This window comes from Pseudomonas resinovorans NBRC 106553, assembly GCF_000412695.1.
In the GTDB taxonomy this organism is placed as follows: domain Bacteria; phylum Pseudomonadota; class Gammaproteobacteria; order Pseudomonadales; family Pseudomonadaceae; genus Metapseudomonas; species Metapseudomonas resinovorans_A.
The window spans coordinates 476,854-492,534 of record NC_021499.1; the positions used below are offsets into that span (position 1 = coordinate 476,854).

The following is a 15,681-nucleotide window of genomic DNA, read 5'->3' on the forward strand; positions in this document are numbered from 1 at the left end:
GCCAGCCCACGCCAGCCGTGGGCTGCCGCCATCTATCCACAGCTTGTGGATGCAGCGGTGCACAGTAGCTGTGTGCAACTTGCTGAAATCGCTGAAAAAATCACCAATCCTCGGCGGCCCCCGAAGGCCCTGGGCCGGCGCCAGGGGCAAACAGCTTATCCACAGGCTGGTCCACTGTAAGTGGGGGCAACCCCGCTATGCTTGAGCGGATGATTTTCGCCGGCGTGTGCGCTGCGCCGGTTCATGCGACCTGCCAGAGGAGCCTTGAAATGAAACTCTTCCATTCCCCCGGAGCCTGTTCCCTCGCCCCGCACATAGTCCTGCGTGAGATCGGCCGGCCTTTCACCCTGGTGAAAGTCGACCTGGCCGCCCACAAGACGACGGACGGCGACGACTATTACCGCACCAATCCCAAGGGCTACGTGCCCCTGCTGGAGCTGGACAGCGGCCAGGTGCTGAGCGAGGGGCCGGTGATCTGCCAGTACCTCTGCGACCTGGCCGGGCGTACCGACCTGATGCCGGCCGCCGGCGAGATGGCCCGCTATCGGGTCATGGAATGGCAGGCGTTCATCGGCACCGAAGTGCACAAGAGCCTGGGGGCGCTGTTCAACCCCGCGCTGGACGACCAGGCCAAGGCCACCTACGCCGGCATGGCCAAGCGCCGCCTGCAGTGGGTGTCGGAGCAGCTGCGTGGCCGCCAGTACCTCACCGGCGACGACTTCACCGCGGCGGATGCCTATCTCTTCACCGTGGCGAACTGGACGGGCTTCGTGAAGATGGATATCGCCGACTGTCCGGAGCTCCAGGCCTTCCAGGCGCGAGTGGCGGCGCGCCCGGCGGTGCAGGCGGCGTTGAAGGCGGAAGGGCTGGTCTGACACGCAGCGAGGACCGCATGGGTATCGCTCCGCTCAACCCGTCCTACGGCTGAGGATTCCCATGGCGCATCCAGCCTTGTAGGAGCGATTTCAATCGCGATCGGCCCGCGTAGCGGGCCTCGGTAGGGCGGACCTGCGGTCCGCATTCGCGAATGAATTCGCTCCTACGGATATCCGGGGGCCAGGCAAATCGCCGCGCGCCCTCAATCCTCTTCCTGTTCCGCCTTGTATGCGCCCTTCAGTCGTTGCTGCACGTCCTGCGGTGCGGCGGCGTAGTGGCTGAGGACCATGTTGAAGGCGCCATGGCCGGCGGTGATGGCCTTCAGCCGGCCGGCGTAGCCGTCCAGCTCGGCCAGGGGCGCCTGGCCGTGGACCAGCGCCATGCCCTGGGACAGGGATTCGGTGCCGGTGACCTGGCCGCGCCGGCCGATGAGGTCGGTGGTGATGTCGCCCAGGTTGGTTTCCGGGGTGGTCACCTCCACCGTGACCACCGGCTCCAGCACGACTTCGCCCGCGGCGCGCAGGGCTTCGAGCATGGCCTTGCGACCGGCGGCCTGGAAGGCGATGTCCTTGGAGTCCACCGGGTGGTGCTTGCCGTCGTAGACGGTGACCTTGAGGTCTTCCACCGGCAGGCCCGCCAGGGGCCCGCAGGCGAGCACCGAGCGCACGCCCTTTTCCACCGAGACGATGAACTGTGAGGGGATCACGCCGCCCTTCACCTCATCGGCGAAGGCGAAGCCGGCTCCGCGCGGTTGCGGCTCGATGCGCAGGAACACCTCGCCGAACTGGCCGGCGCCGCCGGTCTGCTTCTTGTGTCGGCTGTGGCCCTCGGCCGGGCGGGTGATGGCTTCGCGGTAGGGCACCTTTGGGGGGCGGGTTTCCACCTCCAGCTTGTAGCTGCCGGTGATGCGATCCAGCAGGTAGCGCAGATGCAGTTCACCCATGCCGCGCAGCACGGTTTCCTGGGTGGAGGCCTGGTAATCGAGTTTCACGCAGGGGTCTTCGGCCTGCAGGCGCCCAAGCACTTCGGCGATGCGCTGCTCGTCGCCACGGCGCTTGGCCTCGATGGCCAGGCCCTGCATGGGCGAGGGAAAGTCCAGGGGCTTGAGGTGAATCTGGTCCTCGTCGTGGGAGTCGTGCAGCACCGAGTCGAACTCCACCTCGTCCACCTTGGTCAGGGCGCCGAAGTCGCCGGGGATCAAGCGGGTCACCTCTTCGTGACGCTTGCCCTGCAGGCGCAGCAGGTGACCGAGCTTGAACGGCTTGCGGCCGTCGCCGACATACAGCTGCATGTCCCGCACCAGGGTGCCCTGATGCACGCGGAAGACACCGAGCTTGCCCACGAAGGGGTCGATCACCACCTTGAACACATGGGCCAGGACATGCTGCTGCGGGTCCGGCCGGGAGCGGAACGCGCGGGCCTGTTCGCCTTCGCCCTTGAGGAAGAGCGGCGGGTTGCCTTCGGTGGGGTTGGGCGCGAGATGCGCGAGGATATCCAGCAGCTCGGCCACCCCGGCGCCGGTTCGCGACGACGTGAAACAGAGGGGGATCAGGTGGCCCTCGCGCAGCGCCCGCTCGAAAGGCTCGTGCAGCTCCTCCGGGGCGATCTCGCCTTGCTCCAGGTAGCGCGCCATCAGTTCTTCGTCCACCTCCACCACCTGGTCCACCAGGGCCTGGTGGGCTTCCTCGACGGACGAGAAGTCGGCTTCTCCGGCCGGGTTGAAGAAGCAGTCCACCACCCGGCTCGCGTTGTCGGCCGGCAGGTTCAGAGGCAGCACTTCCTTGCCGAAGGCTTCACGCAGGCTGGCCAGCAGGGCGGGGAGGTCGACGCGCTCGGCGTCGATCTTGTTCACCACCAGCATCCGGCACAGGCCGCGCTCGGCTGCCATGTTCATCATGCGCCGGGTGGTCAGTTCGATGCCGTTCTGCGCATTGACCACCACCAGCGCGGTTTCCACGGCGGCCAGGGCGGCGATGGACTGGCCGATGAAATCCGGGTAGCCGGGGGTATCGATCAGGTTCAGCTCGGCGCCGGCATGGCTGCAGTGGGCCAGCGCCGAGGCGAGGGAGTGGCGGTACTCGCGCTCCAGGGGATCGAAGTCGCACACCGTGTCTCCACGCTCCAGGCTGCCGGCCACGGGAATGGCGCCGCTGCACTGCAGCAACGCTTCGGTCAGGCTGGTCTTGCCACTGTCGCCATGGCCGACCAGGGCGACCGTCCGAATGGATTCCACCGAGTAGTTCGCCATGAGTACCTCCGCGCGCTGGGTGTTTCCAGTATAGGCAGGCTCCCCCCGACTGCCCCGGGCACCGGAGTAATAGCGCAACTTGTTGAAAACGCTCAGAAAACGTACGGCATCTGGAAAGCCGCGCCAGCCGTGCTGCGCAGAGTGCTCTGTACAGCTTGTCCACAGAGGCTTCCACCGGCTTTGTGAGTAAAGTCGTGGTTTTCCACTGGTGATTAGGGGTGTGGCAGGCGTTCTATGGCTGGAATGGTCTTTGATCGATGAATGATCGCTGCCCTGTACACGCCGTATTTACTGGTCTGCATGGTGTTATCCAGGGATTTTCCACAGGGATGTGCACGGTATTTGTGCGCAAGTTTTTGGCGAGCGGGCTTCCAGATCCATGAAATCGCCTGGAGGCCACGAATTACGCGGATTCGTTCATACAGGGCTGCCAACAGCTTGTGCACAGACTTACCCACAGGTAGTAGGCTTGATTTCCCTGTTGGAGGGGTTGATCAATAAGTGATCAATGGTCTGCGTCTTTAGTGAGACTAAGGCTGCGCTGTCTTTTCCACAGCTTGTGTACCTTTCGTTGCACAGAATCTGTGTGGAATAAAAGCCAAGTTGTTGAAAAAGATCAGAAAATATCCAGATGGCGGAGAGCCGCGCAGGCCGTGGCCCGCAGCCGTGGCTCTACAGTTTGTCCACAGATTGGTCCACGGAAAACGGGGGTAAGGCGGGAAGGGGGAGATACTTGCTGGACTTGTAGGGGCGATTTCAATCGCCATGCAGGCCGCCGGCTTGCCGTTCCAAGGGGGCAGCTGCGCTGCCCTTGGCGAATGAATTCGCCCCTACAGGGGAATACGAAGGAGGGTTATGGGGTCAGGCTCCCATGGCCGCGCGGATATCCACCGCCAGCTCACGTACACGGTCCATCTCGGTGTCCCAGGAGCACATGAAGCGCGCGCCGCCGGCGCCGATGAAGGTGTAGAAGCGCCAGCCCTTGGCGCGCAGGTAGTCCAGGGCCGGTTCCGACATCTGCAGGAACACGCCGTTGGCTTCCACCGGGAACATCAGGCTGACGCCGGGCACGTCGGCCACCAGCTCGGCCAGCAGTTGTGCACAGGCGTTGGCGTGCTTGCCGTAATGCAGCCAGGCCTCGTCCTGCAACAGCCCGACCCAGGGCGCGGCGAGGAAGCGCATCTTCGAGGCCAACTGGCCGGCCTGCTTGCAGCGGTAGTCGAAGTCTTCCGCCAGATCTCGGTTGAAGAACAGGATGGCCTCGCCCACCGCCATGCCGTTCTTGGTGCCGCCGAAGCAGAGCACATCCACACCGGCCTTCCAGGTCAGTTCGGCGGGGGAGCAGCCGAGGAAGGCGCAGGCGTTGGAGAAGCGCGCGCCGTCCATGTGCAGGTTCAGGCCGAGTTCCTTGCACACCTGGCTGATGGCGCGGACTTCGTCGGGACGGTAGACGGTGCCCACCTCGGTGGCCTGGGTCAGCGTCACCACCCGGGGTTTGGGGTAGTGGATGTCCTGGCGCTTGAGGGCGATCTCGCGTATCGCCTCGGCGGTCAGCTTGCCGTCCTGGGTCTTGGCCAGCAGCAGCTTGGAACCGTTGGAGAAGAACTCCGGCGCGCCGCACTCGTCGGTCTCGACGTGGGCGGTCTCGGAGCAGATCACGCTGTGGTAGCTCTGGCACAGCGAAGCCAGCGCGAGGGAGTTGGCGGCGGTGCCGTTGAAGGCGAAGAACACTTCGCAGTCGGTCTCGAACAACCGGCGGAAGTGGTCGGCGGCACGGGCCGTCCACTGGTCGTCGCCGTAGGCGCGCTCGTGGCCGCGATTGGCCTCGGCCATCGCCGCCCAGGCTTCCGGGCAGATTCCGGAGTAATTGTCGCTGGCAAATTGCTGGGTCTGGTCAGTCATGTCCTATCCTTCTATCCATTCGTCTGTAGTCACAGACGCATGGGGCTAACTTTACGCCAGGTTTTATCCACTGGATTCGCCTGAGGCGACATCCTTTTCTGTCCTCGGCACCTGGTCGAATAGAGGGAACCCGATACCCGGAGCCGATTTCAAATCCCAAGTGTGCGACCCATCCGCAAGGAGATACCGACATGCGTTGCAAGACCCTGACCACCCTTCTTGTTTCCGCCGTGATCAGCCTGCCGGCCATTGCGGCACAGTGGCCCGCCGGCGAGCGCGAGCGCTTCGTTCAGGACTGCAAATCCGCGACCCAGGCCAAGATCGAGGAGGACAACCTCGAGCGCTACTGCGGCTGCGCCGCCGACAAGGTGGGCAATGACCTGAGCGATGCCGAACTGCAGAAACTGGCGGGGCAGAAGACGCCGCTCCCCGAGTCGCTGCAAAAGCGCCTGGAAGCGGTTTCCAAGTCCTGTCTGAGCCAGCTGAACGACTGACCCCTCCCGGGTGATCGCAGCCCCCGCCGGGGCTGCGTCACCGTTCTCGCTATTCCCTTGCTTCTGCTGCCCGCCAGGCGTCGATCCGCTCGCGGATATCGGCGGGAAAGGCGCGGGCCCTGCGCGCCAGGGTATCCAGGTGCACGCCTACCAGGGTGGTGACGGCGGCGATCTCGCCGGTTTCGTCGTTGCGCATCTCGTGGCGGAACTCGATGGACTTGTCCTTCAGCTCCAGCACCCGTGAATGAATGGACAGCACATCGCCGGCGTGCAATTCGCGGCGGTACTCGATCCGCTGCTCCACCGCCGCCATCCCGGCGCCCTCCGCCCGCAGCCGCGACGGCGCGAGGCCCAGCAGGCTGAACAACTGCCAGGTGGCCTCGTCGAACTTGCCGACGTACCACATCACGTTCATATGGCCCATATGGTCGCAGTGCCAGGGATAGACCGCGCCACGGTAGGTCAGTGTGTCGTTCATTTCAGGCTACCTCCCGGAAGCTTTGGTTGAAGTCCGCCAGCACCTGGGGGAACTGGTTGATGACGATGGACAGGTGCCCTTCCTGGGGATAAGTGCGCAGGTTCGCCCATGGCAGGTGCGCATGCAGGAACTGCCCCATGGCGGGTGGGACGTGGCGGTCGAGGCTGCTCTGGTAGAGATGCACCGGAACCTGTATGTCCTCAAGGGCGAAGCGCCGAGGCCTGGCGATCAGCGCCGCCTCCGTGCAGGCGCCGCGTACGCCCTGGCGATAGGCCTCGGCAAGGAAGCTCGCGAAGCCTTCCGCCAGTGCCGGGTTGTCCGCCAGCGCGCGACGGTCGGGTTCTGCCAGGAGGCTTGCCAGGGTCTTCAGCGCCCGCTCCGGATAGCGTCGCAGCAGCCAGCGGTCCAACCCCAGCAGGGGGCTGGCAAGGGTTGGGTGGAGTCGGGCGAGGCCGAACATCAGGCGCAGTGCCGGCAACTGCTCGCGGCGCAGCGCGGGGATATCCATCGGTCCCATGCCGGCCAGCAGCCCGACATAGTCCAGGCGTGCGCCCAATTGGTGGGCGCAGGCCAGGGCGTAGGGGCCGCCGCAGGACACACCGACCACGCCGAAGCGCCGGTGGCCCAGGGTATCCGCCATGAAGCCCAGGTCCGCGGCCCAGTCGAGGATGCTGCGGCTGGCTTGATAATCGGAGTAGCCGAAGCCCGGCCGCTCCGCCGCCACCAGGCAGACCCCGGCGGCCAGGGCCTGCTCGTGATGCAGCGCAGCCTGCAGGCGGCTGCCGGGGAAGCCGTGGAAGTAGTACAGCGGACGCCCCGTGACGGCGCCGTAGAGCTGGTAGGCCAGGAGTCGGCCGTCGGGCAATCGCAGTTGCCGAGGTGTGCTGTCGGGTCCTTGCATGGTGGTCTCTGCGTGACCGGGTGGTTAGCCCTGGTTCTGGGTTGGTCAGTATTTGAGCGTCGACAGTTATACCAACAGCCCCGGCCTCGCACGACGAGGGTTACAAAAATTAATCGAATGTTTAATTTAATGCTGGGCTTGTACGCTTTTTGATCGGTTCGGCGGGGGCCGCCCCGCATCCTTGCTTCAGGCTGGCATCCACACCTTATCCACAACTCGCTGCACAGATTCTGGGGGCAGCCGTTTCGGCAAGTGACTGAAAGGGCACAGGAAATGATCAATCGGCGGCACGCTGCGCAGCGTCTGGGGCCGGGCCAAGGCTCTACAGCTTATCGACAACATGATCCCCGGCTTTTGTGGGTGAGCCCGGTGGACAGGTGCATTTTCGGGTCGGATTCGGACAGATTCCTCCGCCACCGGATCGGGACAATCGGCTGCAAGGCGCTTTCCCGGGCGCAATCGCAGTCGAGGAACCGGCATGGCCATCAGCGTGTTCGACCTGTTCAAGATCGGTATCGGCCCTTCGAGCTCACAGACCGTGGGCCCGATGCGGGCGGTGGCGAGCGCGGTGGAGTGCTGACGCCATGACCGCCTACCAAGCCCTCGTACCACCTCGGCAGTGCCTGGAGTCCATCGGCTTCCTGCTGCTGGATGACTTCAGCCTGTTCGCTCTGGCGGGCGCCCTGGAACCCCTGCGCCTGGCCAATCAGCTGTCCGGCCAGAGCCTCTACCGCTGGCGCACCCTGACCCTCGACGGCGCCCCGGTGCGCGCCGCTAACGGCATGCAGGTGGCGCCCGACGACGCGCTCGCCGAGGCGCCGGATGCGCTGATCCTCTGCGGCGGCGACGGCCCCGGCTGCGACGTGCCCCCGCGCCTGCCGGAACGCCTGCGAGAGTTGGCCGGCCAAGGCGTGCACCTGGGCGCCCTCGGCTCGGCCTCCCGGGTGCTGGCCGAGGCCGGCTTGCTGCAAGGCTACGAATGCAGCCCGGCCTGGGCCTGCAGGGTCGAGCTGCGTGAGCGCTTCCCCGGCATCGCCCTGAGCTCCCAGCCCTATGTGCTGGACCGCGACCGCTACACCGCCGTCGGCGGTAGCGCATCCCTGGAACTGATGCTGCAACTGATCGGCTGCAACCAGGGCCCGGCGTTGCTCGGCGCCATCAGCGAGACCCTGGCCTTCGGCCAGTTGCGCAGCGAACCCTCGCCACCTCGGCTGACCCTGGCGTCGGCCCTGGCCAGCGCGCAGCCGAAGTTGCAGGAGGTGATCGCGCTGATGGAGGCGAACCTGGAAGAGCCCATCGACCTGGACGAGCTGGCGAGCTTCATCGAACTGTCGCGACGTCAGTTGGAGCGGCTGTTCCAGAAATACCTGCGCTGCTCGCCGTCGCGCTATTACCTCAAGCTGCGCCTGTTGCGTGCCCGCCAACTGCTGCGCCAGACCGCGTTGCCGGTGGTGCAGGTGGCCTTCGGCTGCGGCTTCCTCTCGGCGCAGAACTTCTCCAAGTGCTACCGCGAGCATTTCGGCATCCCGCCCAGCAACGAGCGGCTGGACAAGCCCCGGCTCTGCCGCGCCGCCATGCACTGACAACCCTTGGCACCACTTCGGGCCCGCCCGTGCCTGGCAGCACGGTCCGGGCCCGTTTTTTTGTTGTGTCGGTTGGCTATTTCCTTGCAGGGGCGAATCCTCGTTCCGGCCACCCCAGCGGATCTGACCAACTTCGGGTCGGATACGTACAAAAAACGCCCCGGACCTTCTGTTGCAATGCAATCCAACGGCCCGCCAATCCGGTGTGTCGAGTCAGTGGAAAACAACAAGGGTCCACCGCCATGCAAATGCCCAAGACGCTCCGCATCCGTAACGGCGAGAAGGTCAAAGCCACCTTCTCCGCCCAGGAATACGCCAATCGCCAAGCCAGGCTGCGTGCCCATCTGGCGGCGGAGAACATCGACGCCGCGATCTTCACCTCCTACCACAACATCAACTACTACTCCGACTTCCTCTACTGCTCCTTCGGCCGCCCCTACGCCCTGGTGGTGACCCAGGACGACGTGATCAGCATCAGCGCCAACATCGACGGCGGCCAGCCCTGGCGCCGCACCCAGGGCACCGACAACATCGTCTACACCGACTGGCAGCGCGACAACTACTTCGTCGCCATCCAGCAGGCACTGCCCCGCGCCCGCCGCATCGGTATCGAGGCGGACCACCTGAACCTGCAGAACCGCGACAAGCTGGCCGCCCGCTACCCCGAGGCCGAGCTGGTGGACGTGGCCGCCGCCTGCATGCGCATGCGCATGATCAAGTCCGCCGAGGAGCATGTGATGATCCGCCACGGTGCGCGCATCGCCGACATCGGCGGCGCGGCGGTGGTGGAAGCCCTGCGCGACCAGGTGCCGGAGTACGAAGTGGCGCTGCACGCCACCCAGGCCATGGTCCGCGCCATCGCCGACACCTTCGAGGACGTCGAGCTGATGGACACCTGGACCTGGTTCCAGTCCGGCATCAACACCGACGGCGCGCACAACCCGGTGACCACCCGCAAGGTGAACAAGGGCGACATCCTCAGCCTCAACTGCTTCCCGATGATCGCCGGCTACTACACCGCACTGGAGCGCACCCTGTTCCTCGACCATTGCTCGGACGACCACCTGCGCCTGTGGCAGGTCAACGTCGAGGTGCACGAGGCCGGCCTGAAGCTGATCAAGCCCGGCGCGCGCTGCAGCGACATCGCCCGCGAGCTCAACGAGATCTTCCTCAAGCACGACCTGCTGCAATACCGCACCTTCGGTTATGGCCACTCCTTCGGCACCCTCAGCCACTACTACGGCCGCGAGGCCGGGCTGGAACTGCGGGAGGACATCGACACCGTGCTGGAACCGGGCATGGTGGTTTCCATCGAGCCGATGATCATGCTGCCGGAAGGCCTGCCGGGCGCCGGTGGCTACCGCGAGCACGACATCCTCATCGTCAACGAGAACGGCGCGGAGAACATCACCAAGTTCCCCTACGGCCCGGAGAAAAACATCATCCGCAAATGATCCACCCCACGCCCGCGCAGAGCCGACCTCCTGCGCGGGCCGTGGTCCAGACGCACATGCACAACAACAAGATTCGACGCGCGGCAATCACGGGGCCAAGGCCCCGCGCACGCGCCGCACTTTGACTACCCGCTGCCGCACTTTCACTACATAACAACAGAGGTACAGGCAATGGTCAGGTTTGTTTCAGAAGCGCTCCTTCGCGGGGCGGCCGACTCAGTGTGTTCCAACGTTCCCGTCCATACTCAACGCAGCCCCCTGGGCGCCGTGGGAGGTGCCCGATGAGCACGTCCAACCAGACCCTGGCCTATGGCCAGGCCGGCAGCCAGATGGCCAGCAGCGATCGCAGCACCCTCCGCCGCGCGGCAACCGCCAGCTTCATGGGCAACTTCGTCGAGTGGTTCGACTACGCGTCCTATGGCTACCTGGCCGCGATCATCGCGGTGGTGTTCTTCCCGGCGACGGACAAGACCACGGGGCTGCTGGCGGCCTTCGCGGTGTTCGCCATCTCGTTCATCGTCCGCCCCATCGGAGGCATCGTCTGGGGCCATATCGGCGACCGTTACGGCCGGCGTAACGCCCTGTCCCTGTCCATCCTCATCATGTCCGGCGCCACCTTCTGCATCGCGCTGCTGCCCACCTACGCCCAGGTGGGCATGCTGGCGCCGCTACTGTTACTGCTGATCCGCCTGGTGCAGGGCTTCTCGGCGTCCGGCGAGTACGCCGGTGCCACGGCCTTCCTGGCCGAGTACGCCCCGGACCACAAGCGCGGCTTCTACACCTGCCTGGTGCCGGCCAGTACGGCGGCGGGCTTGCTGTTCGGCTCCTTGCTGGTGGCGCTGCTCTACAACCTGCTGGACGAGTCGCAACTGCACGACTGGGGCTGGCGTTTGCCCTTCCTGCTGGCGGCGCCCCTGGGGCTGATCGGCCGTTACATCCGCCTGCACCTGGAGGACACGCCGAAATTCCGCGAAATGGCCCATGCCCTGGAAAGCCGCAGCGAGCACCAGCAGGTGCCCGTACGCGAGCTGTTCGCGGCCCACCGGGGCAAGGTGCTGGCCGCCATCTGCGCCACCAGCCTCAATGCCGTGGCCTTCTACCTGATCCTCAGTTACATGCCCACCTACCTGTCCAGTGAAATGGGCATGAGCGAAACCGACTCCTTCCTGGCGTCCACCGTTTCGCTGGCCACCTACATCGGCTTCATCTTCATGATGGGGATGCTGTCGGACAGGTACGGCCGCAAGACCATGCTGATCCTCGCCTCGCTGCTGTTCATCGGCCTGACCTTCCCGCTGTTCGGCCTGCTCGACGGCCAGGGGTTCATGGTGATCCTGCTGATCCAGATCGCCTTCGGCCTGATGTTGGCGATGAACGACGGCACCTTGCCGTGCTACCTCGCCGAGATCTTCCCGACCCGGGTGCGCTACAGCGGTTTCGCCTTCAGCTTCAACACGGCCCAGGCGCTGTTCGGCGGCACCGCGCCCTTCGTGGCGACCTGGCTGATCAGCCAGACGGGGGACAAGATGGCACCTTCCTGGCTGCTCATCGGCGCTGCGGTGGTGGCGCTGTTCGCGGTGATCCTGGTGAAGGGCGTCGATCGACGATTGGCTGACTGACGACCGACACCCGATCGCTCACACAGCAACGCCGCCCCCGGAAGGAGGGCGGCGTTGAACTGTCTCTGTTGTGGGGGCGAATTCATTCGCCAAGGGCAGCGAAGCTGCCCCTCGGACTTCCTGGGGCAGACCTGCGGTCTGCTTGGCGAATGAATTCGCCCCCACAGAAAAGCCGTTCCGCAGAAGGGCAGCCCTACAGGTCAGGCATGCAGCGGACGCTGCTTGCGCTCCCCGCGCGGCGAGTGGCCGAAGAAGCGGCTGTAGCACTTGGAGAAGTGCGCCGGCGAGGCGAAGCCGCAGGCCAGGGCGATGTCGCGGACCTGGGACTCGCTCCTGAGCAGCAGGTCGCGGGCGCGGTTCAGGCGCAGCTCCAGGTAGTACTGGCTCGGCGTGCGCTCCAGGTACTTGTGGAACAGGCGTTCCAGCTGGCGCACCGACACCTCGTTGAGCTGGGCCAATTCTTCCAGTTCCAGGGGCTCTTCCAGGTTCGCTTCCATGATCGCGACTATCTGGCTCAGCTTCGGTTGGGCGTGGCCGAGCTTTTGCCGCAGGGGCACCCGTTGCTGCTCGCGGGCGCCGCGCATGCGGTCGCAGAGCAGCAGCTCCGCGGCGCGGGTGGCGATCTCCACGCCGCCCGGCTCGCGGGCGACCAGCTGCAGGGTCATGTCCATGGCGGCCGTTCCCCCTGAACAGGTGTAGCGATCGCGGTCCAGCTCGAACAGCTGGTTGGAGATGATGATGCCGGGGAACTTGTCCTTCACCTGCTCGATATCTTCCCAGTGCAGGGTGCAGCGGTAGCCCTTGAGCAGGTCGGCGCTGGCCAGCAGGTGGCTGCCGCTGCAGATCCCGCCAAGGGGCACGCCCAGGCCGGCGAGACGGCGCACCCAGCGCAGCAGGTTGCGGTCGTTGCGGGCCGGGATGGGGTTGGCGCCGACGACGAATAGGGTATCCAGCTCGGGGGCGTCGTGGATGGAATAGTCCGGCACCACGCGCATGCCGTTGCTGGCCTGCACCGGCTCGTGGTCAACGGCGATCAGGCAGGAGCGATAAAGCGGGCGCTTGGCGGCCAGGTTGGCCATGCGCAGGGTTTCCATGGCCGCGGCGCAGCCGATGGTGTTGAAGTTCGGGATCAGCAGGAATCCGAAGGTCTTCACGCCGGCGTGCCGGGCCTGGCCGGGTGTTTCGTCGACGGGCGGTGCCACAAGGTTCGCAACAGCCATCTGGTTCTTCCTCCACTGCATCGACTGTCGTTTTTGGGTATAGGCGGGTGAGGCGGAAGTCGACGTGCAGCTCAGTCTTTTTATTGTTCTGTGGCGCGGACCCGAGCCCGCGCAGAGGTCCAGCTTACACCCATTCCCGCCCCGATCAGTGGCGTCCTCGCGCCGCTTTGGAAGTCTCCGATAGGCGCGGGACAGGGGGGCTTGGGCAATAAGGACGATTTACTTCGGTGCCTGGGTAGGTTTGGGCATTTACACGTCGCAAACAGGCAAACGGGGTGTCGGCCTATTTCGCACAATCGGCCGCAACAGGCCATCGGTACGTGTGGTGCCGGGCCCCCAAAACAACAGTGACGACACCGGGCTGTCGCAGGAGATCATCGATGTTCAACAAGCACGACCAGATCCAGGGTTACGACGACGAACTCTTCAGTGCCATTCAGGAAGAAGAGCATCGCCAGGAAGACCACATCGAACTGATCGCCTCGGAAAACTACACCAGCAAGCGCGTGATGGAGGCCCAGGGCAGCGGCCTCACCAACAAGTACGCCGAAGGCTACCCGGGCAAGCGCTACTACGGCGGCTGCGAGTTCGTCGACAAGGTGGAGCAGTTGGCCATCGACCGCGCCAAGCAGCTGTTCGGCGCCGACTACGCCAACGTGCAGCCGCACTCCGGCTCCCAGGCCAACAGCGCCGTGTACCTCGCCCTGCTCAACGCCGGTGACACCATCCTCGGCATGAGCCTGGCCCACGGCGGCCACCTGACCCACGGCGCCAAGGTGAGCTCCTCCGGCAAGCTGTACAACGCCGTGCAGTACGGCCTGGACACCGCCACCGGCCTGATCGACTACGACGAAGTGGAGCGCCTGGCCGTCGAGCACAAGCCGAAGATGATCGTCGCCGGCTTCTCCGCCTACTCCAAGACCCTCGACTTCCCGCGCTTCCGCGCCATCGCCGACAAGGTGGGTGCGCTGCTGTTCGTCGACATGGCCCACGTCGCCGGCCTGGTGGCCGCCGGCCTGTACCCGAACCCGCTGCCCTACGCCGACGTGGTCACCACCACCACCCACAAGACCCTGCGCGGTCCCCGTGGCGGCCTGATCCTGGCCAAGGCCAACGAGGAGATCGAGAAGAAGCTCAACTCCGCCGTGTTCCCCGGTGCCCAGGGTGGCCCGCTGATGCACGTGATCGCGGCCAAGGCGGTGTGCTTCAAGGAAGCCCTGGAGCCCGGCTTCAAGGACTACCAGGCCCAGGTCATCAAGAACGCCCAGGCCATGGCCAAGGTGTTCATCGAGCGTGGCTACGACGTGGTTTCCGGCGGCACCGACAACCACCTGTTCCTGGTCAGCCTGATCAAGCAGGGCAAGACCGGCAAAGAGGCGGACGCCGCCCTCGGCCGCGCCGGCATCACCGTGAACAAGAACGCCGTGCCCAACGACCCGCAGTCGCCCTTCGTCACCTCCGGCGTGCGCATCGGCACCCCGGCCATCACCAGCCGCGGCTTCAAGGAAGCCCAGAGCCTGGAACTGGCCGGCTGGATCTGCGACATCCTCGACCACCTCGGCGATGCCGACGTCGAAGCGCAGGTGGCCAAGCAGGTCGCCGGCCTCTGCGCCGACTTCCCCGTCTACCGCTAATCCAGGAGTCCGACCATGCAACGCTATTCCGGCTTCGGTCTGTTCAAGCACTCCCTCAGCCATCATGAAAACTGGCAACGCATGTGGCGAAACCCGACGCCGAAGCCGGTCTATGACGTGATCATCGTCGGCGGCGGCGGCCACGGCCTGGCCACCGCCTATTACCTGGCCAAGGAATTCGGCGTGAAGAACGTCGCGGTGGTGGAGAAGGGCTGGCTGGGCGGCGGCAACACCGCGCGCAACACCACCATCGTCCGCTCCAACTACCTGTGGGACGAGGCGGCGCAGCTGTACGAGCACGCCATGAAACTCTGGGAAGGCCTGTCCCAGGACCTGAACTACAACGTCATGTTCTCCCAGCGTGGCGTCTACAACCTCTGCCACACCCTGCAGGACATGCGTGACTCGGCGCGCCGGGTCAACGCCAACCGCCTCAACGGCGTGGATGGCGAGCTGCTGGACGCCAAGCAGGTAGCCGAGGAGATCCCCTACCTCGACTGCAGCAAGAACACCCGCTACCCGATCATGGGTTCCACCGTGCAGCGTCGCGGCGGCGTGGCCCGTCACGATGCCGTGGCCTGGGGCTATGCCCGCGCCGCCGACGCCCTGGGCGTGGACCTCCTGCAGAACACCGAAGTGATCGGCTTCCGCAAGCAGGACGGCGCGGTGATCGGTGTCGAAACCAACCGTGGCTTCATCGGCGCCAAGCGCGTCGGCGTGGTCACCGCCGGCAACTCCGGGCACATGGCCAAGCTGGCCGGCTTCCGCCTGCCGCTGGAATCCCACCCGCTGCAGGCCCTGGTGTCCGAGCCGATCAAGCCGGTCATCCATAGCGTGATCATGTCCAACGCCGTGCATGGCTACATCAGCCAGTCGGACAAGGGCGACCTGGTCATCGGCGCCGGCATCGACGGCTACAACGGCTACGGGCAGCGTGGCTCCTACGGCACCATCGAGCACACCCTGCAGGCCATCGTGGAGATGTTCCCGGTGCTCTCCCGCGTGCGCATGAACCGCCAGTGGGGCGGCATCGTCGACACCACCCCGGACGCCTGCCCGATCATCGCCAAGACCCCGGTGAAGAACCTGTTCTTCAACTGCGGCTGGGGCACCGGCGGCTTCAAGGCCACCCCCGGCTCGGGCCACGTCTTCGCGGCGAGCCTGGCGCGCGGCGAGATGCACCCGCTGGCCCAGCCCTTCTCCATCGAACGTTTCCACAACGGCGCACTGATCGACGAGCACGGCGCCGCTGCCGTGGCTCACTAAGGAGAC

12 protein-coding genes and 1 pseudogene are annotated in these 15,681 nt (G+C 65.3%); 8 read left to right on the forward strand and 5 right to left on the reverse strand.

From position 1 onward, the window contains the following. Positions 1–269: 269 nt before the first annotated feature. The gene (gstA, locus tag PCA10_RS02130; protein WP_016490376.1) at positions 270–875 is read left to right on the forward strand and encodes a glutathione transferase GstA; all 606 of its coding nucleotides are present in this window, start codon (positions 270–272) and stop codon (positions 873–875) included. 203 nt (positions 876–1,078) lie between these two features. Here the strand turns inward: gstA and fusA are convergent, their stop codons facing one another. Both fusA and PCA10_RS02140 read right to left on the reverse strand, forming a co-directional pair. After that, positions 1,079–3,124 carry an elongation factor G gene (fusA, locus tag PCA10_RS02135; protein WP_016490377.1) on the reverse strand — a complete coding sequence of 682 codons (2,046 nt, stop codon included), beginning with the start codon at positions 3,122–3,124 and terminating at the stop codon, positions 1,079–1,081. Positions 3,125–3,985: 861 nt separating this feature from the next. Continuing rightward, entirely contained in the window at positions 3,986–5,026 is a 1,041-nt protein-coding gene (locus tag PCA10_RS02140) for a threonine aldolase family protein (protein ID WP_016490378.1), read from the reverse strand. A gap of 191 nt (positions 5,027–5,217) precedes the next feature. Between PCA10_RS02140 and PCA10_RS02145 the strand changes: the two genes are divergently transcribed. Then, positions 5,218–5,520, forward strand: a complete 303-nt coding sequence (locus PCA10_RS02145) for a hypothetical protein (protein WP_016490379.1) — start codon at positions 5,218–5,220, stop codon at positions 5,518–5,520. A gap of 49 nt (positions 5,521–5,569) precedes the next feature. Here PCA10_RS02145 and PCA10_RS02150 read toward each other — a convergent pair whose 3' ends face one another. Together PCA10_RS02150 and PCA10_RS02155 are read right to left on the reverse strand one after the other, a co-directional pair. Then, on the reverse strand, positions 5,570–5,998 hold the full coding sequence (locus tag PCA10_RS02150) for an acyl-CoA thioesterase (protein WP_016490380.1): 429 nt from the start codon (positions 5,996–5,998) through the stop codon (positions 5,570–5,572). 1 nt (position 5,999) lies between these two features. Further along, entirely contained in the window at positions 6,000–6,899 is a 900-nt protein-coding gene (locus PCA10_RS02155; RefSeq protein WP_016490381.1) for an alpha/beta fold hydrolase, read from the reverse strand. A gap of 478 nt (positions 6,900–7,377) precedes the next feature. Between PCA10_RS02155 and PCA10_RS29440 the strand changes: the two are divergent. From PCA10_RS29440 to PCA10_RS02170, 4 genes and pseudogenes are all read left to right on the forward strand, one after another. Continuing rightward, positions 7,378–7,461: pseudogene (locus PCA10_RS29440) on the forward strand (serine dehydratase beta chain); the annotation flags it as partial. A 22-nt stretch (positions 7,462–7,483) separates the two neighbouring features. After that, complete coding sequence (locus tag PCA10_RS02160; protein WP_016490382.1) at positions 7,484–8,482, forward strand: GlxA family transcriptional regulator; 999 nt, start codon at positions 7,484–7,486, stop codon at positions 8,480–8,482. A 242-nt stretch (positions 8,483–8,724) separates the two neighbouring features. Next, positions 8,725–9,936 carry a M24 family metallopeptidase gene (locus PCA10_RS02165; RefSeq protein ID WP_016490383.1) on the forward strand — a complete coding sequence of 404 codons (1,212 nt, stop codon included), beginning with the start codon at positions 8,725–8,727 and terminating at the stop codon, positions 9,934–9,936. 281 nt (positions 9,937–10,217) lie between these two features. Then, positions 10,218–11,555 (forward strand): MFS transporter, encoded by a 1,338-nt coding sequence (locus PCA10_RS02170; protein ID WP_016490384.1) that lies wholly within the window; start codon positions 10,218–10,220, stop codon positions 11,553–11,555. A 200-nt stretch (positions 11,556–11,755) separates the two neighbouring features. Here PCA10_RS02170 and PCA10_RS02175 read toward each other — a convergent pair whose 3' ends face one another. Beyond that, positions 11,756–12,775: a GlxA family transcriptional regulator gene (locus tag PCA10_RS02175; RefSeq protein WP_016490385.1), complete on the reverse strand. Its 1,020-nt coding sequence runs from the start codon at positions 12,773–12,775 to the stop codon at positions 11,756–11,758. Positions 12,776–13,155: 380 nt separating this feature from the next. Here PCA10_RS02175 and glyA point away from each other — a divergent pair, with 380 nt between their 5' ends. Beyond that, positions 13,156–14,409: a serine hydroxymethyltransferase gene (gene glyA, locus PCA10_RS02180; RefSeq protein WP_016490386.1), complete on the forward strand. Its 1,254-nt coding sequence runs from the start codon at positions 13,156–13,158 to the stop codon at positions 14,407–14,409. A gap of 15 nt (positions 14,410–14,424) precedes the next feature. Beyond that, complete coding sequence (locus PCA10_RS02185; RefSeq protein ID WP_016490387.1) at positions 14,425–15,675, forward strand: sarcosine oxidase subunit beta; 1,251 nt, start codon at positions 14,425–14,427, stop codon at positions 15,673–15,675. The last annotated feature ends 6 nt before the right edge of the window (positions 15,676–15,681 follow it).